Genomic DNA, 16,769 nt, shown 5'->3' with positions numbered 1-16,769 from the left:
GAGGGGGACGGCAGTCACTCTCCCGGACGACGCCCCGCGGCGACGTCGCCGCGTAGCGTGGGGCTCATGCGTGCGCTCCTGGATCGTCCGGCGACGCTCCCGATCGCGGGAGCCCTGCTCGGGGTCCTCCACCTCGGACTGAGCGCGGACGGCCTGATCGCGCCGGAGCACCTCAGCGGCGGGCTGCTGATCGCGCTCGGCCTCGGCCTCGCGGCCTTCCTGCCGGCCCTCGCACCGTCCCTGGTCGCCGTCGGGGCGGTCACCGGCGGCGGGATCCCGCTCCTCGGCGTGCCGGTGGACGGTGTCCTCGTGGGCCTGCTCGTCCTCTGGTCCACGGCGCGCCGGCTCGGGCCCTGGACGCGGACGCTGACCCTCGTCGGCGCCCTCCTGCTCGCGGGCGTCGCCGGGCTGGTCGCCGCGCTGAGCGGGACCGAGCAGCTGCTGCCGCAGGAGGCGAGCGCCGACCAGGTCCTGCTCTTCCGCGCCGTCGCCGCGCTGGTCGTCGCCGCCCTCCTCGCCGGCCTGGAGGTCCTCGTCTGGCGCGCCGGGGTGCGGCGGCCGGTCGGTCCCGACGACAGGATCGATGCGCTCCTGGTGCGGGTCGCCGGTCCGCAGGACGGCTTCGCCGTCGGAGCGGCCGGCTGGCAGGCGCTCCTCCTGCTGCTGATCTCGACCGTGCCGTTCGCGGCGCCCGACGGCTCGCTCCAGCCGGTCGTCGGCGGAGTGCTGGCGGTCGCGCTGGTCCTGCACCGCCGGGCGCCGGCGCTCTCCCTCACGATCGCCTGGGGCGGGGCGCTCCTGCAGATGGGTCTGCAGCTGGCACCGGGTCCGGCCGACCTCGCGATCCTCGCGGTGCTCTTCGGCACCGGCGCGTCCGAGCGGCGCCGGGTGCGCGCTGCCGGAGCCGTCTCCGCGGTGCTCGGCGCGGTCGTGGCGGTCGTCTACCTGATCATCGTCTTCCGGCTCGTCCAGTCCATCCCCTCGCCGATCCTGACCGGGGGAGCGGTGTTCGGCGGGATCCTCGCCACGCTCGGCCTCTCCTGGACGGTCGGCCTGCTCTCCCGCTCGGTGCGGCGAGCGCGCGAGGGGCAGGCCCTCCGCGCCGAGGCCGAGCGCGAGCGCGCGGCGGCGCAGCGCGAGCTGGACACGGTCGAGGAGCGCAACCGCATCGCCCGCGACATGCACGACGTCGTCGCGCACTCGCTCGCCGTCGTGATCGCGCAGGCGGACGGCGCCCGCTACCTCGGCGCGTCGAGCCCGGAGCAGACCGACGCCGCCCTGCTCACCATCTCCTCGGTCGCCCGCGACGCGCTCGGCGACGTCCGCGTCCTCCTGGCTCAGCTGCGGCACAGCCAGAGCGACGGACCGCAGCCGGAGGCGCGCGACCTGCCGGCGCTGCTCGAGAGCGTCTCCGGAGCCGGGACGCAGCTGCGGTCCGAGCTCGAGGTCGACCTCGAGACCGTGCCGCGCGGCATCGGCCTCGCGCTCTACCGCATCGTGCAGGAGGCGACGACGAACGCGCTCCGGCACGGCCGGCCCGGCTCCCCGCTCGACGTCGCGCTGCGCCGCGAGTCCGGCGAGATCGTCCTCACCGTCCGCAACGCGCGCTGCGCCGACGCGGAGGCCGCCGCTCGCGTGCCCGGGGAGGGGCACGGGCTCGTCGGGATGCGCGAGCGCGCCGCTCTCGTCGGCGGCGTCCTCCGCGCCGGGCCCGACGGCGACGACTTCGTGGTCGACGCGCGCCTGCCCGCCCCCTCTTCCACCGCCCTGCCCGTCGCCTCTGGAGGCCACCCCGCATGACCGACACCATCCGCCTCGTCCTCGTCGACGACCAGGCGCTCTTCCGCGCCGGCATCCGCATGCTGCTCAGCTCCCAGCCGGACCTCGAGGTGGTCGGCGAGGCGTCCGACGGCGCGGAGGGCGCGGAGCTCGTCGGCCGGTTGGCCCCGGACGTGGTGCTGATGGACATCCGGATGCCGGGGGTCGACGGCATCGAGTCGACGCGCCGGATCCTCGCCGACGCCGCGGAGAAGGGCGTGGAGCCGCCGCGCATCCTGGTGCTCACCACGTTCGACCTGGACGAGGCGGCCGCCCGCGCGATCCGGGCCGGGGCGAGCGGCTTCCTGCTGAAGGACACCGAGCCGGGCTTCCTGCTCGCCTCCGTCCGCACCGTGCACGCCGGCACCGCGGTCGTCGCCGCCTCCGCGACGCGCGAGCTCTTCGAGCACTTCGGCGCGCCGGGGAGCGGCCGCGAGACTCCCGCCGCGTTCGGCACGCTGACCGACCGGGAGCGCGAGATCTTCCACCTCGCCGCGCGCGGCCTCAGCAACACCGAGATCGCCCGGGCGGAGTTCCTCAGCGAGGCGACGGTCAAGACGCACATCAGCCGCACGCTCGGCAAGCTCGGGCTGCGCGACCGGGTGCAGCTCGTCGTCTACGCCTACGAGAACGGTCTCGTCGCCTGAGGACGACGTCCGCGCCGCAGTGGGGCCTCGTGGGTGCCGACCCGCGGGCGCAGTGCTACCGTGGTCGCGTGCGCATCGGTCTGCTCCTTCTTAGCCGCCGCGACGAGATCTGATCCTCAGGCCCTCCTCGTCGCGGAGTCCGTCGTCGGCTGAATCAGACCCATCGTCACCACAGACCACCCGCGTGGTTCGATCCGCATCCGGATCCCCGCGAGACGAGAGACAGGCGCGTTCCCGCGCCAGGAGAGCACTCATGAAGAACACCCAGAAGCCGTCGTCGCTGCCGATCGGCAAGTACAAGCCGTTCCACGAGCAGATCGTCGTCGAGCTGCCCGACCGCACCTGGCCGGCCAAGCGCATCACCACGGCGCCGCGCTGGTGCGCCGTCGACCTCCGCGACGGCAACCAGGCGCTCATCGACCCGATGAGCCCCGAGCGCAAGCGGATCATGTTCGACCTCCTGGTCCGGATGGGCTACAAGGAGATCGAGGTCGGCTTCCCGAGCGCCAGCCAGACCGACTTCGACTTCGTCCGCAGCCTCATCGAGGAGGACGCGATCCCGGAGGACGTCACCATCCAGGTGCTGACCCAGGCGCGCGACCACCTGATCGAGCGCACCTACGAGTCGATCCGCGGCGCCCGCCAGGCGATCGTCCACCTGTACAACTCGACCAGCGTGCTGCAGCGCGAGGTCGTCTTCCGCAAGGACCGCCAGGGCATCATCGACATCGCCCTCGCCGGCGCGCGCAAGTGCCGCGAGATGGAGGCGACGGTGCCCGGCACCGCCGTCTACTACGAGTACTCGCCCGAGAGCTACACCGGCACGGAGCTCGACTTCGCCCGCGAGATCTGCGACCGCGTGGTCGAGGTCTTCGAGCCGACCCCGGAGCGCAAGGTCATCCTCAACCTGCCCGCCACGGTCGAGATGGCAACGCCCAACGTCTACGCCGACTCGATCGAGTGGATGTGCCGCAACCTCGCCCAGCGCGAGAACATCATCGTCTCCCTGCACCCGCACAACGACCGCGGCACCGCGGTCGCCGCGGCCGAGCTGGGCTACCTGGCCGGAGCGGACCGCATCGAGGGCTGCCTCTTCGGCAACGGCGAGCGGACCGGCAACGTCGACCTGGTCGCGCTGGGCGTCAACCTGTTCACCCAGGGCATCGACCCGCAGATCGACTTCAGCGACATGGACGGCATCAAGCGCACGGCCGAGTACTGCAACCAGCTGGCCGTGCCCGAGCGCAGCCCCTGGGCCGGCGACCTGGTCTTCACCGCGTTCAGCGGCTCGCACCAGGACGCCATCAAGAAGGGCTTCGAGGCGATGGAGGCCGAGGCGGAGCGCACCGGCGTCAGCCGCGACGAGCTGACCTGGGCGGTGCCCTACCTGCCGGTGGACCCGAAGGACCTCGGCCGCTCCTACGAGGCGGTCATCCGCGTCAACTCGCAGTCCGGCAAGGGCGGCGTCGCGTACCTGCTGAAGACCGACCACGCGCTGGACCTGCCGCGACGCCTGCAGATCGAGTTCTCCGCGGTCGTGCAGGCCAAGACCGACGCCGAGGGCGGCGAGGTCACCAGCGAGCAGATCTGGACGATCTTCCAGGACGAGTACCTGCCCGCGCCCGCGCACCGCGCCGAGGACAAGTGGGGCCGCTTCGAGCTGGCCCGCACGAGCACCTCGAGCGACCTGGGCGGCTCGATCGCCCTCGACGCCGTGCTGCGCGTCGGCGACGAGACGGTCACCGCGAGCGCGACCGGCAACGGCCCGATCAACGCCTTCGAGGCGGTGCTGGCGCAGCACGGCGTCGAGGTCCGCGTCTTCGACTACGTCGAGCACGCTCTCAGCGCCGGCGGCGACGCGCTGGCCGCCTCCTACGTCGAGTGCTCGGTGAACGGCCGCACCCTCTGGGGCGTGGGCGTCGACGCCGACATCTCGACCGCCTCGCTGAAGGCGATCGTCTCGGCCGTCAACCGCGCCCTCCGCGAGGAGGCCCCGGACCGCGAGCTGGCGACGGCCTCGGCCTGACGCTCGCGCTGGGCGACCGCTGCGGTCGTCGCCGAGGCGGCGCGGCCCGTTCCCTGCCTGCGAGTCGCCCGCGGAGCGGGCACGCCATGCTGGTCGAGTAGCCCGCGGAGCGGGCGTATCGAGACCCCCCCGTCCATGCGGTGGTGGGTCTCGATACGCCGCGTGCCGCGGCTACTCGACCAGCATGAGGATGCCGCGTTCCGCGGCTTCCCGATCAGCATGCTGCGCGCCGCTGTGGTCGCCGCCGAGGCGGACCTCCGTCAGGCGCGGCCCTGGAGGATGAGGTTCCAGTAGACCCAGGGGAGCAGGTAGCGGTCGGCGAGGAAGGTGAGGCGGCGCTCCTTCGCGAGGCCCTTCCAGAAGGGGATGGTCGGCTTCGGGCGGTAGCGGTCGTCGAACTCGGCGAAGACGACGGTCGAGCGCGAGACGACGAACGGGCAGACGGAGTAGCCGTTGTAGACCTGGGGGAGCGGCTTCCCCTGGCGGGCGGCGACGAGGTTCTTCGCCAGCGTCTTCGTCTGCTGCCGGAGCGCGCCGCCCGACTTCGAGTTGGTGGTGGCCGCGGCGTCGCCGAGCGCCCAGACCTCGGGGTGGCGGGGGTGGCGCAGCGTCAGCGGGTCGACCTCGACGAAGCCGCCCGTGCTCCCCTCCGCCGCGAGTCCGGTGCCCGCGAGCCAGTCCGGTGCGGACTGCGGCGGGACCGCGTGCAGGACGTCGTAGGAGAGCGTCTCCCGCTGCTCGGTGCCGACGTGCCCGGCGTCGTGGTCGACACCCAGCTGCGCGCGGCGGCCGTCCTCGCCCGCGATGACGACCGTCCGCTTCTCGGCGTCCACCTCGACCAGCTCGCGGCTGTAGCGCACGTCGATCCCGTACTCCGCCACCTTGCGCTCGAGCTCCGCGTCGATCAGCGGCATGCCGAACATCGTGGGTGTCGGCACGGCCAGCACGACGTGGACGTCCGCGAGCACGCCGGTCTCGCGCCAGTAGTCGCAGGCGAGGTACATCGGCTTCTGCGAGGCGCCCGAGCAGGTGCCCGGGCCGCTGGGCTGCGTGAAGACGACCGTGCCGGAGCGGACCCCGCGGAGCACGCTCGACGCCTTCCGCGCGTAGTCGAACTCGTAGTTCGAGACGCCGACCGGCGACGCCATCGCCGCCGTCAGCCCGGGCACCGCGTCCCAGTCCTTCTGGATGCCGGGGCAGACGACGAGGTCGCCGTAGCCGACCCGCCGGCCGGAGGCGAGCACGACCGTCTTCGCAGCGGGATCGATCGCCTCCACCCGATCGCGGATCCAGGTGACTCCCTTCGGCGTCACCGAGCCCTGCGGCCGGGTCGCCTTCGAGGCGGGAGCAGTGCCGCCGGCGACGTGGGAGAACATCGGCTGGTAGAGGTGCGTCTCGCGCGGCTCGATCACCGCGACGTCCTCCACCCCGTAGCGGCGGAGGCGCCCGGCGACCGAGAGCCCCGCGTTCCCCCCGCCGATGATCAGCACGTCGTGTCGGTCGGTCGTGGTGCCCGCAGCGGTCATGCCGCCACCCTAGGTCGGACCTCCGACACGGGCGCGGGCTTCCGCGAGCCGTCCCGACGTGCATCCCCGCCGTCAGCCGCGCTTCCGCCAGCCCAGCCGCGGCACCCGGCTCAGCGCGCGCTGCTCCGGCAGGCTCCAGCCGTAGCGCACCGCCAGCAGCCGGATGACCGCCGTGACCACCACCGCGATCGGCGCCGCGTAGTCGATCACCATCCCGAATCGCAGCGCGACGACCAGCACGACCGTGCCAGCGGTCGCCGCGATCGCGTAGAGCGAGCCGACGTGCATCAGCGCGATCGGGCGGTTGAGCAGGATGTCGCGGATCACCGAGCCGCCGACGGCCGAGACGGTGCCGACGAACACGGCGGGCACCTCCGGCACGCCGAGCGAGAGCGCCTTCGTCGTGCCGATGGCGCCGAACAGCCCGATCGTCAGGGCGTCGAGCGCCGTGATCGTGCCGTCGACCCGGTTGAGCACGTGCTGCAGCAGCATGCCGAAGAGCGACGCCGTCACCGCGACGAGCAGGTAGGCGTTGGTGTGCAGCGCCACGAGCGGGGTCTGCAGCAGCAGATCGCGCAGCACACCGCCGCCGAGCCCCGTCGCCGTGCCGATGATCGTGACGCCCAGCAGGTCGATCCGGCGGTCGCGGAACTCGCCGGCGAACATCGCGCCCTGCAGGCAGCCGATCGCGATGGCGAGGAGGTCGGCCCAGGCGGGGATCTCGAAGAGGGAGGCGGCCACCGAGCCATCGTTCCACGGGCGGGAGCGGGCGGGTGCCGGTCCACCGCGGGGTTGTCAGGGGTGGGGAGGATAATCGAGCGCATGCCCACCTACCGTGACGAAGCCGTCGTGCTGCGCACCCACAAGCTGGGCGAGGCCGACCGCATCGTGACGCTGCTCTCGCGCAGCCACGGCAAGATCCGTGCGGTCGCGAAGGGCGTGCGCAAGACCGGCTCCAAGTTCGGCTCGAGGCTCGAGCCGTTCATGGTCGCCGACCTGCAGCTCTACGAGGGCCGGAGCCTCGACATCGTCACGCAGGCCGAGTCGCTCGGCGCGTACGGCGCGATCATCGCGGCCGACTACGACAGCTACACCGCGGCGAGCGCGATGGTCGAGACGGCCGACCGCCTCACCGACGCCGACGCCTCGCTGCAGCAGTACCTCCTGCTCGTCGGCGCCCTGCGCTCGCTCTCGAAGCACGAGCACGAGCCGGTGCTCACGCTCGACTCCTACCTGCTGCGCGCGCTCTCGATCGCCGGCTGGGCGCCGAGCTTCGAGGACTGCGCGCGCTGCGGCGCCCCCGGCCCGCACGGCGCGGTGGTCGTCCAGCTCGGCGGGGTCGTCTGCGAGGACTGCACGCCCCCCGGCGCCCCGCGCGTCGCCCCGGAGGTGGTCGTCCTCCTCGGCGCCCTGCTCACGGGAGACTGGGAGCACGCCGAGACGACGGAGCCCTCGACCCGCTCCCGAGCGAGCGGCGTGGTCGCCGCCTACACCCAGTGGCACCTCGAGCGCGGACTGAGATCTCTGGAGCACGTCACCCGATGAAGCCGTTCACCCACAGGGACGCCGTCCCGTTCCGCCCCCTCGACTGGACGGGCGTGCACCCGCCGGAGCTGCCGCGCAAGGCGGTCCCGGAGCACGTCGCGATCGTGATGGACGGCAACGGCCGCTGGGCCAACTCCCGCGGGCTGACCCGGGTGGAGGGGCACAAGCGCGGCGAGGCGTCGCTGCTCGACGTGGTCGCGGGAGCGATCCAGATCGGCGTGAAGCACCTCAGCGTCTACGCCTTCTCGACCGAGAACTGGAAGCGCTCGCCCGACGAGGTGCGCTTCCTGATGGGCTTCAACCGCGACGTGCTGCACCGCCGCCGCGACCAGCTCAACGAGTGGGGCGTCCGTGTGCGCTGGGCCGGCCGGAAGCCGCGGCTCTGGGCGTCGGTCATCAACGAGCTGCAGTACGCCGAGAAGCTGACCGAGGGCAACGACGTCCTCACGCTCACCATGTGCGTCAACTACGGGGGGCGCACCGAGATCGCCGACGCGGTGCAGCGGATCGCGGCCGACGTCGCGGCGGGCCGGCTGAAGCCCTCCGGCATCACCGAGAAGACGATCGGCAAGGCGCTCTACCTGCCCGACATGCCGGACGTCGACCTCTTCGTGCGCTCCTCCGGCGAGCAGCGCACCAGCAACTTCCTGCTCTGGCAGAGCGCCTACGCCGAGATGGTCTTCCTCGACCGGCTCTGGCCCGACTTCACCCGCGAGGACCTCTGGGGAGCGATCGAGCACTACGCCGGCCGCACCCGGCGCTTCGGCGGCGCCGTGGACGTGCCGGGCGCGTCCGCCTGACGCGCCCGGCACGATCGGCGGCTCAGCCGTCGGTCCCGCACCGGGTCGGGTCGTCCGGAAGGGTGCCCTCGACGAGGAAGGCGTTCGCGATGGCGGTCGCGCACGACGAGTCCCGGTACAGGGCGCCGTGACCGTCCGCGTCCACCTCGACGAGCGTGCTGTTCGTCACCTCGGTCTCGTGCAGCCGCACGGCGTCCGCGTGCGGCGTCGCCGGATCGTGCAGGTTGGAGGCGATGAGGATCCTGTTCCCGCTCGTGTAGGAGAGTGCCGGATCCAGGCGCTCGTACTCGCCCCACCGGTCGCAGTCCCGGACAGGGTCGTCCGCCTGCTCGAGGACGCCGAGCGGCCCCGTGCTCGTCGGACCCTCACCCGCGACCGGAGCGGCACTCGCTCCGGGGACCGCGGGGACGGCGCAGTAGACGGCGTACTCGAGTGCTCGGTCGACAGCCGAGTCGTCGGTGCTCGCGACGACGTCCAGCGCGTCCGCGTCGCCCGCCACCACCCCGCGGAGGACGGCGACCGTCTCTCCCCACGAGGACCGCGGCTCGTACAGGCTGGTCAGCAGGAAGGACGCGAGTTCGCGGCCGCCCACCTCGGCGGGCGCGCCGTCGGGGCCGGTCGCCGTCCGGGGCTCCGCCGTCAGCGTCTGCAGGAGGGCCGTGAGCTGCTCGGCCGCCGTCGTCGCATCGCCGGTGAAGGGGCATTCGCCGATGCCACCCGAGGTGCAGGCGGCGAGGAGGCGCGTGAGGCTCGCCTCGAAGCCCTCGAGATCGCTCGCCCTGTTCAGCGAGGCGGTGTCCGCGACGCCGTCGAGGATCATCCGGCCGACGGTGTCCGGGAAGAGGGTCGCGTAGACGCTGCCGATGTAGGTGCCGTAGGAGGCGCCGTAGTAGTCGAGCTCCGGCTGCTGCAGCGCCTGCCGCAGCAGCTCGTGGTCCATCGCCACGTCCGTGCTGGACGCGTGGACGGCGAAGCGGCTGGTGCTCGAGCACGCCTCCACCGCACCCGCGTCGTCGGCGGTCATCGCCTCGACGTCGCAGGCGAGAGCCGTCTCGGGGCTGACGCCTCGCGGCTCGATGCCGACCACGTCGTACTTCTCGAAGACGGGAGCGGTCTCCGGCACGGTCGCCAGGCCGAGGGCCATGTTCCGCGCGGAGACGCCCGGTCCGCCCGGGTTGACCATCAGCACCTCGTCGTGCGGTCCGCCCATCGAGACCCTGATCAGGTCGAGGTCCACCGACTCGGAGGTGTCGGGGCGGCTCCAGTCGACGGGCGCTGCGATGCTGCCGCAGGTTACGTCCACTCCGTCGAGCCCCGTCACGGCCTCGCTCGGGCAGTCGAACCAGGAGGGCTCCCCGTGCTGGGTGAACCACGAGGTCACCTGCGCCCGGGGCCCGCTCGTCGAGTCGACCACCGTGCCGGCGGTGCCGGCGGTGCAGCCGGACAGCATCAGCGCCAGGAGGCACCCCGCGCCGATCATCGGATTCTTCTTCATCGTGTCCATCCCTCGTGAATCGCTCGTCACCGCTCATGTCGCCGCGACGCGGTCGTCGGCTCGTGATCCGCACGGCGTCGACTCGTCTCGCGATCGGCGGCGGATCCGGACGTCGCCGCGGCCGCGACGAGGCGGCGTCGCGTGCGAGTGGTCAGCGTAGGGAGCGGGGGCCGCAGAGACCGGGCCGGCGTGCAGTGGACGCTGTTCGGAGATGATCGCGGCGCGGTTGGCCTACTCTTCTCCGTCCGCCTGCCCGCGAGACACCTCGGCTGGTGGGGGGAGTCGGCGTGACGGGCGGGCCCGGTGGCGCCGCTGGCTACCATCGGAGCATGACGATCGGGACCAGCACACTCCGCGTCGGGCTCGTCGGCTACGGACTCGCCGGCCGGATCTTCCACGCACCGTTCCTCGAGGCGCACCCGGACATCGCGCTGGTCGCGATCTCGACCAGCGATCCGGAGCGGGCGGCGGCGGCCACCGCCGCACATCCCGGCGCACGGATCGTCGCCGGCCTCGACGCGGTGCTCGCCGAGCGACCCGACCTGGTGGTCCTCGCGACGCCGCCCTCCGTGCACCGCGAGCAGGCCGAGCAGGTGCTCGCCGCCGGCGTCGCGGTGGTCATCGACAAGCCGTTCGCGCCGAGCACGGCCGACGTCGACGCGATCCTCGCCGCCTCCGAGGCGGGCGGGGCGCCGGTGTTCGTCTTCCAGAACCGCCGCTGGGACGCCGACTTCCTGACGTTGCGCCGGCTCCTCGCGGAGGGAGCGCTCGGCGACGTGATCCGCTTCGAGTCGACCTTCGAGCGCTGGAGCGCCCCGAAGACCGGGCGCTGGCAGACGGCGATCGGCCCGGCGCAGGGCGGCGGCATCCTCTTCGACCTCGGCAGCCACCTCGTCGACCAGGCCCTGGTGCTCTTCGGTCCGGCCGTCGTCACCGCGGCGGAGACCCGCGTCGTGCACGCGGGCGGTGCGAGCGAGGACGACGCCTTCGTCTCGCTGCTCCACGAATCCGGAGTGCGCTCGCACCTGACGATGAGCCGGGTCGCCCGCGCCTCCGCCCCGCGCTTCCGGGTGCTCGGGACGCGGGCCGCGTTCTCGGTCGACGGCCTCGACCCGCAGGAGGGCGCGCTGCGCGGCGGCGGCGCCACTCCGCTGGACGAGGACTTCGGCGTCGTTCCGCAGGGCGCGGAGGGGATGCTGGCCGACGAGCGCGGCACGACGGCCGTGCCGAGCGAGCGCGGGAACTACGCCGCCTTCCTCGCGGGAGTCGCCCGCGCCCTGCTCGACGGCGCTCCGTCACCCGTCGACGTGCAGGACGCTCGAGCAGTGGTCGCGCTGATCGAGCAGGCCCACGCCCTCGCCGCGCGGTGACGCACGACGCGCCCGGTACTGCCGCGAGGTTGGCGATCCGGGCGTCGAGGGGGATCCTCGGAGGGTGAGCACCGCACCCCCGGCCCCCGCCGACCTCCGAGCGCTCTTCCCCGGCGCCCGCGGGTACCACAACGCCTGCACGCTGGGCCTGCCGCCTCGCGCGACCGCCGAGGCCCTGCGCGCGGACCTCGACGAGTGGTCGGCCGGCTGCGGTACCGCCGCGGGCTACGGAGCGGTCGCCGAGCGCGCCCGAGCCTCCTTCGCGCAGATCGCCGGAGTGCCGGTCGACCGGGTCGCGATCGGCTCGCAGACCTCGGCGATGGCCGCCGTGCTCGCCGCATCGCTCCCGGACGGAGCGCACGTCCTCTGCGTCGACGGCGACTTCTCCTCCATCGTCTTCCCCTTCCTCGCCCAGGCCCACCGCGGCGTCGTGGTGCGCTCGGTGCCGCTGGCGGCGCTCGCCGACTCGGTCGAGGACGCCGACGACCTGGTCGTCTTCTCGGCCGTGCAGTCGAGCAGCGGGGCGCTCGCGGATCTCGACGCGGTCGTCGAGGCCGCCGCCCGCCACGGCGTGCGCACGGCCTGCGATCTGACCCAGGCGGCGGGCGTGCTGCCGGTGGACGCCTCCCGCTTCGACGCGACCCTCACCCACGCCTACAAGTGGCTCTGCTCGCCGCGCGGCGTCGCCTTCCTCACCGTCTCGCCCGAGTATGCGGCCGAGCTGCTGCCGGTGCAGGCCGGCTGGTACTCGGGGGAGGACGTCTGGTCCTCCTGCTACGGGCCCGCGATGCACCTCGCCGAGAACGCCCGGCGATTCGACGTCTCGCCCGCCTGGCAGGCGTTCGTCGGGGCGGAGGCGTCGCTCGAGCTGTTCCGCTCCCTCGACCTCGCCGCGGTCTGGGCGCGCGCCTCCGGGCTGGGCGACCAGCTCTGCGAGCGCCTCGACCGCGCGCCGCAGCACCGCGCGATCGTCTCCTGGCCGGACGAGGACGGCGCCGATCTGGCGCGCCTGCAGGCCGCGGGGCTGCGCGTCTCGGGCCGCGGCGGGCGCCTCCGCGTCGCCTTCCACCTCTGGAACGACGAGTCCGACGTCGACGAGCTCGTCCGGGTGCTGCGGGAATAGCTCCCGGTGGCAGCGGTTGTCCTCGGAGTGAGCGAAGCGCAGACCCCCATCACCGTCGACATCTGGTCCGACATCGCCTGCCCCTGGTGCTACATCGGCAAGCGCAAGTTCGAGCGCGGGCTGGCGGCGTTCCGCGCCGCGCACCCCGACGCGCCGGAGGTCGCGGTCGAGTACCGCAGCTTCGAGCTGTCGCCGGAGACGCCGGAGGACTACCGCGGCGGCACGGCCGAGTTCCTCGCCCAGCACAAGGGCGTCCCGCTGGAGCAGGCGCAGCAGATGCTCGACTCCGTCACCGCGATCGCGGCGGGAGTCGACCTCGACTACCACTTCGAGTCGGTCGTGCACGTGAAGACCGTCCGGGCGCACCAGGCGCTGCACCACGCGAAGGCGAACGGGCTGCAGCTCGAGCTGAAGGAGCGACTGCTCCGCGCCTACTTCGTCGAGGGGCGCGACCTCGCGGACTCCGACGTCCTGGCCGCCCTCTCCGCCGAGGTCGGGCTCGACGCCGACGAGGCTCTACGCGCGCTGGACGAGCAGCGGCATCTCGCCGACGTGCAGTCCGACATCGCGCAGGCCCGCGAGTACGGGATCAACGGGGTGCCGTTCTTCGTGCTCGACGGCCGCTTCGGGGTCTCCGGAGCGCAGGAGCCGACCGCGTTCACCGAGGTGCTCGAGCACGTGCTGTTGCAGCGGGCGGTCGTCGCGTGAGCGATCGAGTGCCGAGCGGGCCGTTCGAGATGCTCGGCGCCGCGGACGTGCCCGTCTGCGAGGACGGTGTCTGCTCGGTGCCGGCTCCCGGCGCTCCCGCTGTCAGCGAGCAGGCTCCTCGATCGTGATGTCGGCGACGGTCGCGCCGTAGGCGGCGATCAGCGCGTCCGCGTCGACGAAGGCGCTCCGGCCGCTCGTGCCGGCGCCCAGGGCGATCCTGCGGCCGACGACCCGCTCGTCCGCGACGACGGGCCAGGCGGTGGTCGAGCCGATCGGCGTGATCGTGCCGCGGCGGTAGCCCGTCGCCTCCAGCGCCACCGACTCGTCGGGCAGGCGGAGCTTGTTCACGCCGACCACCGCGCGCAGCAGCGGCCAGGAGATCTGCCGTCCGCCGGGCACCAGCGCGAAGAGGAAGCCGCCGTCGTGGCGCTTGACCACCAGCGACTTCACGATGGACCCCGGCTCGATGCCCAGCAGCTCGGCCGCCTCGGCCAGGCTCGCCGCCTCCGGACGGTCGACGAGCTCGACGTCGAGTCCGCGCTCACGCGCATCCGCCTCGAACCGCGCCGGGCCGTCCTCCACAGTGCCGTCCTCCACGGTGCCGTCCTCCACAGTGCCGTTCCCGTCCATCCGTCCCCACCTCTGCGCTCGTTCGCCTTCCCCAACACAGGATCTGGGAGAATCGATACCGATGTCCTCCACTCTCATGGCCGCACCGCCCGCGCGCACCGCGCCGGCGCTCCGGATCGGCCCCCTCGAACTCGACGCCCCCGTCGTCCTCGCGCCCATGGCCGGGATCACCAACACCGCGTTCCGCCGGCTCTGCCGCGAGTTCGGCAACGGGCTCTACGTCAGCGAGATGATCACCTCCCGCGCGCTCGTCGAGCGCACCCCGGAGTCGATGCGCCTCATCCGCCACCACCCCAGCGAGAAGGTCCGCTCGATCCAGCTCTACGGGGTCGACCCGAAGACGGTCGCCGAGGCCGTCACCATGCTCGTCGCGGAGGACCGCGCCGACCACATCGACCTCAACTTCGGCTGCCCCGTCGCGAAGGTCACCCGCAAGGGCGGGGGAGCGGCCCTGCCGTGGAAGCTCCCGCTGTTCCGTCAGATCGTCGAGGGCGCGGTGCGGGCCGCGGGTGACATCCCGCTGACGGTCAAGATGCGCAAGGGCATCGACTCCGACCACCTCACCTACCTCGAGGCCGGCCGGGCCGCGGAGGGCGCAGGAGTCGCGTCGATCGCGCTGCACGCCCGCACCGCCTCCGAGTTCTACAGCGGCCAGGCCGACTGGTCGGCGATCACGACCCTCAAGCAGGCGATCACGAGCGTCCCGGTGCTCGGCAACGGCGACATCTGGTCGGCCGAGGACGCGCTGCGGATGATGAGCGAGACCGGCTGCGACGGCGTCGTCGTCGGGCGCGGCTGCCTCGGCCGCCCGTGGCTCTTCGGCGACCTCGCCGCCGCCTTCGCGGGCTCGGACGAGCGCTTCACCCCGACCCTCGGCCAGGTCGCCACGGCCTTCCGCCGGCACGCCCAGCTGATCTGCGAGTTCTTCGAGAGCGAGGAGCGCGGCTGCCGCGACATCCGTAAGCACGTCGCCTGGTACTTCAAGGGCTACCCCGTCGGCGGCGACCTGCGCGCGAAGATGGCCTCCGTGGTCACCCTCGCCGAGCTCGACGAGCTGCTCGCCACCCTCGACCCCGACGTGCCCTACCCGGGCGAGGCGGCCGAGGGCCAGCGCGGCCGCGCCGGCTCGCCGAAGACGCCGTCGCTGCCCGACCGCTGGCTCGAGTCCCGCGAGCTGAACGCCGACCAGCGCGACGCCGTCTCGGCCGCCGAGATCCACCACAGCGGTGGATGACCGCGCGCTCTGGGGGTACTCGCTCGTCGACGTCGAGCGGTTCCTGCCGGAGGACCACAGCACCCGCCGCTCCGACTTCGCCCGCGATCGCGCCCGGCTCTTCCACTCCAGCTCGCTCCGCCGCCTCGCGGCGAAGACCCAGGTGCTCAGCCCGACCGCCGGCGTCGACTTCGCCCGCAACCGGCTGACCCACTCGCTCGAGGTCGCCCAGATCGGCCGCGAGCTCGCCACGAGCCTCGACCTCGACCCCGACGTCGTCGACACCGCCTGCCTCGCCCACGACATCGGCCACCCGCCCTTCGGCCACAACGGCGAGCGCGCCCTCAACACCTGGGCCGAGTCGATCGGCGGCTTCGAGGGCAACGCGCAGACCTTCCGGCTGCTGACCCGGCTCGAGGCGAAGGTGTTCGGCGAGGACGACCGCCCGTACGGCCTGAACCTCACCCGCTCGAGCCTCGACGCCAGCTGCAAGTACCCGTGGCCCGACACCCGCTCCGTCGCCGACCCGTCCGGTCGCGCCAAGTACGGCTTCTACGCCGACGACGAGCCCGCCTTCACCTGGATGCGCGAGGGCGCCCCCGAGGGAGTCCGCTGCATCGAAGCCGAGGTGATGGACCTCTCCGACGACATCGCCTACTCGGTGCACGACTTCGAGGACGCCGTGTTCTCCGGCTACATCGACGTCGCCGCGCTCGGGTCCCGCGTGGACCACGACGACCTCGTCGAGTCGATGCACTCCTGGGTCGGCGGCGAGATCGGCCACGACGAGCTCGTCGCCGCGTTCGACCGCCTCGACTCGCTCGACGTCTGGGTCGACTCCTGGGACGGCTCCCGCCGCGACCAGGCCCGGCTGAAGAACCTCACCAGCCAGCTCATCGGCCGCTTCGCCGCCTCCGCCACCGAGGCCACCCGGGACGCCTACTCCCACCCCGACCTCGTCCGCTTCGGCGGCCACGTCGTCGTCCCCCGCGAGCAGCAGGCCGAGATCGCCGTGCTCAAGGGCATCGTCGCCACCTTCGTGATGTCGCGGAACACCCGCCAGCCGATCTACGCCCAGCAGCGCGAGGTCCTCACCCGACTCGCCGACACCCTCCTCGAACGCGGCGCCGGCGCCCTCGACGCCGGCTTCGCCGAGGACTGGAACGCCGCCGGCACCGACGACGCCCGCCGCCGAGTCGTCGTCGACCAGGTCGCCAACCTCACCGACCAGAGCGCCCTGAGCTGGTTCGAGAGGCTGTGCCACTGACTCGAAGCGGGGCGCAGCCCCGCTTCTCGCCGGACGCCCGTCCCTGCCGGGCGTCCGCGCGGTCGGCTCCTCGAGGTGGTGCGTACCGCAGAGCGGGGCGCGGACGCCTAGTGCGATTCGCTGGCACGCGAATCGCCCGTTCGGCTGCACCCTGCGCCGTGCCCGCCGGAAGGCTGAACTTTCCGGCATCCATGCTGGTCGAGTAGGGCGCGGAGCGGCCGTATCGAGACCGACGTGTCAGGCGGGGTGGTCTCGATACGCCGCGTTCCGCGGCTACTCGACCAGCATGTGGGGGCGGGTCGAGTGCTTCGCACGACGACGGCAGCTGGCCCCGTGGTCCGAGGACGCCCGCCCATGCTGGTCGAGTAGGGCGCGGAGCGGCCGTATCGAGACCGACGTGTCCGGTTCGGTGGGAAGCCCATGCCGATCGAGTGGGCCGCGCAGCGGGCGTATCGAGATCGACCAGCGTCAGCAGGACGAGTCTGCAGGCCCGCTCTGCTGATGACGGTGGGTCTCCTAGGAAAACATGGTGACCTCAGGCCGCGGCTCGTGGTGTGAGTTGGACGTCGTAGCCGAGGGATTTCAGCTGGTTGAGGGCCTT

At 72.8% G+C, this 16,769-nt stretch carries 14 protein-coding genes; 10 read left to right on the top strand and 4 right to left on the bottom strand.

Translation table 11 applies throughout. The annotated features are described in order from the left end of the window. Positions 1-66: 66 nt before the first annotated feature. The 3 genes from EDF43_RS20450 to leuA all read left to right on the top strand — a co-directional run bounded on the left by EDF43_RS20450 (position 67) and on the right by leuA (position 4,491). Positions 67-1,800: a histidine kinase gene (locus EDF43_RS20450; RefSeq protein ID WP_132438322.1), complete on the top strand. Its 1,734-nt coding sequence runs from the start codon at positions 67-69 to the stop codon at positions 1,798-1,800. Further along, complete coding sequence (locus tag EDF43_RS20445; protein ID WP_123445626.1) at positions 1,797-2,465, top strand: response regulator transcription factor; 669 nt, start codon at positions 1,797-1,799, stop codon at positions 2,463-2,465. The genes EDF43_RS20450 and EDF43_RS20445 overlap by 4 nt, the downstream gene beginning before the upstream one ends. A 253-nt stretch (positions 2,466-2,718) precedes the next feature. Beyond that, the gene (gene leuA / locus EDF43_RS20440) at positions 2,719-4,491 is read left to right on the top strand and encodes a 2-isopropylmalate synthase (protein WP_132438321.1); all 1,773 of its coding nucleotides are present in this window, start codon (positions 2,719-2,721) and stop codon (positions 4,489-4,491) included. 260 nt (positions 4,492-4,751) lie between these two features. Here leuA and EDF43_RS20435 read toward each other — a convergent pair whose 3' ends face one another. Both EDF43_RS20435 and EDF43_RS20430 read right to left on the bottom strand, forming a co-directional pair. After that, positions 4,752-6,017: an FAD/NAD(P)-binding oxidoreductase gene (locus tag EDF43_RS20435; protein ID WP_132438320.1), complete on the bottom strand. Its 1,266-nt coding sequence runs from the start codon at positions 6,015-6,017 to the stop codon at positions 4,752-4,754. Between the two features lie 72 nt (positions 6,018-6,089). Then, positions 6,090-6,758 (bottom strand): TRIC cation channel family protein, encoded by a 669-nt coding sequence (locus EDF43_RS20430; protein ID WP_243646387.1) that lies wholly within the window; start codon positions 6,756-6,758, stop codon positions 6,090-6,092. 81 nt (positions 6,759-6,839) lie between these two features. Here EDF43_RS20430 and recO point away from each other — a divergent pair, with 81 nt between their 5' ends. Both recO and EDF43_RS20420 read left to right on the top strand, forming a co-directional pair. Continuing rightward, entirely contained in the window at positions 6,840-7,562 is a 723-nt protein-coding gene (gene recO, locus EDF43_RS20425) for a DNA repair protein RecO (protein WP_123445629.1), read from the top strand. Continuing rightward, positions 7,559-8,362: an isoprenyl transferase gene (locus EDF43_RS20420; RefSeq protein ID WP_132438319.1), complete on the top strand. Its 804-nt coding sequence runs from the start codon at positions 7,559-7,561 to the stop codon at positions 8,360-8,362. Before recO ends, EDF43_RS20420 begins: the two co-directional genes overlap by 4 nt. Positions 8,363-8,384: 22 nt before the next feature. Here EDF43_RS20420 and EDF43_RS20415 read toward each other — a convergent pair whose 3' ends face one another. Beyond that, on the bottom strand, positions 8,385-9,857 hold the full coding sequence (locus EDF43_RS20415; RefSeq protein ID WP_165909219.1) for an alpha/beta fold hydrolase: 1,473 nt from the start codon (positions 9,855-9,857) through the stop codon (positions 8,385-8,387). 329 nt (positions 9,858-10,186) lie between these two features. On the opposite strand from EDF43_RS20415, the gene EDF43_RS20410 reads away from it, so the two are divergent. From EDF43_RS20410 to EDF43_RS20400, 3 genes are all read left to right on the top strand, one after another. After that, positions 10,187-11,227, top strand: a complete 1,041-nt coding sequence (locus EDF43_RS20410; RefSeq protein WP_132438318.1) for a Gfo/Idh/MocA family oxidoreductase — start codon at positions 10,187-10,189, stop codon at positions 11,225-11,227. Positions 11,228-11,291: 64 nt separating this feature from the next. Further along, positions 11,292-12,350, top strand: coding sequence for an aminotransferase class V-fold PLP-dependent enzyme (locus tag EDF43_RS20405; protein ID WP_132438317.1), 1,059 nt, complete (start codon positions 11,292-11,294; stop codon positions 12,348-12,350). A 6-nt stretch (positions 12,351-12,356) separates the two neighbouring features. After that, on the top strand, positions 12,357-13,058 hold the full coding sequence (locus EDF43_RS20400) for a DsbA family oxidoreductase (RefSeq protein WP_243646386.1): 702 nt from the start codon (positions 12,357-12,359) through the stop codon (positions 13,056-13,058). Positions 13,059-13,160: 102 nt separating this feature from the next. On the opposite strand, the gene EDF43_RS20395 is transcribed toward EDF43_RS20400, so the two are convergent. Next, positions 13,161-13,688 carry a YbaK/EbsC family protein gene (locus tag EDF43_RS20395; RefSeq protein ID WP_132438315.1) on the bottom strand — a complete coding sequence of 176 codons (528 nt, stop codon included), beginning with the start codon at positions 13,686-13,688 and terminating at the stop codon, positions 13,161-13,163. Positions 13,689-13,749: 61 nt separating this feature from the next. Here EDF43_RS20395 and dusB point away from each other — a divergent pair, with 61 nt between their 5' ends. After that, entirely contained in the window at positions 13,750-14,922 is a 1,173-nt protein-coding gene (dusB, locus tag EDF43_RS20390) for a tRNA dihydrouridine synthase DusB (protein ID WP_207901902.1), read from the top strand. Further along, positions 14,915-16,168: a deoxyguanosinetriphosphate triphosphohydrolase gene (locus EDF43_RS20385; protein ID WP_123735464.1), complete on the top strand. Its 1,254-nt coding sequence runs from the start codon at positions 14,915-14,917 to the stop codon at positions 16,166-16,168. Before dusB ends, EDF43_RS20385 begins: the two co-directional genes overlap by 8 nt. Positions 16,169-16,769: the final 601 nt, after the last annotated feature.

It is taken from the genome of Rathayibacter sp. PhB179, from assembly GCF_004345345.1.
Lineage (GTDB): Bacteria > Actinomycetota > Actinomycetes > Actinomycetales > Microbacteriaceae > Rathayibacter > Rathayibacter festucae.
This window is presented reverse-complemented; position numbering and strand designations above follow the sequence as displayed.

Excerpts from the sequence above, each read along its gene's own strand:
- EDF43_RS20450 (WP_132438322.1), top strand. The coding sequence starts at position 67 with ATGCGTGCGCTCCTGGATCGTCCGGCGACGCTCCCGATCGCGGGAGCC.
- EDF43_RS20445 (WP_123445626.1), top strand. The coding sequence starts at position 1,797 with ATGACCGACACCATCCGCCTCGTCCTCGTCGACGACCAGGCGCTCTTC.
- leuA (WP_132438321.1), top strand. The coding sequence starts at position 2,719 with ATGAAGAACACCCAGAAGCCGTCGTCGCTGCCGATCGGCAAGTACAAG.
- EDF43_RS20435 (WP_132438320.1), bottom strand. The coding sequence starts at position 6,017 with ATGACCGCTGCGGGCACCACGACCGACCGACACGACGTGCTGATCATC.
- recO (WP_123445629.1), top strand. The coding sequence starts at position 6,840 with ATGCCCACCTACCGTGACGAAGCCGTCGTGCTGCGCACCCACAAGCTG.
- EDF43_RS20420 (WP_132438319.1), top strand. The coding sequence starts at position 7,559 with ATGAAGCCGTTCACCCACAGGGACGCCGTCCCGTTCCGCCCCCTCGAC.
- EDF43_RS20415 (WP_165909219.1), bottom strand. The coding sequence starts at position 9,857 with ATGAAGAAGAATCCGATGATCGGCGCGGGGTGCCTCCTGGCGCTGATG.
- EDF43_RS20410 (WP_132438318.1), top strand. The coding sequence starts at position 10,187 with ATGACGATCGGGACCAGCACACTCCGCGTCGGGCTCGTCGGCTACGGA.
- EDF43_RS20395 (WP_132438315.1), bottom strand. The coding sequence starts at position 13,688 with ATGGACGGGAACGGCACTGTGGAGGACGGCACCGTGGAGGACGGCACT.
- dusB (WP_207901902.1), top strand. The coding sequence starts at position 13,750 with ATGTCCTCCACTCTCATGGCCGCACCGCCCGCGCGCACCGCGCCGGCG.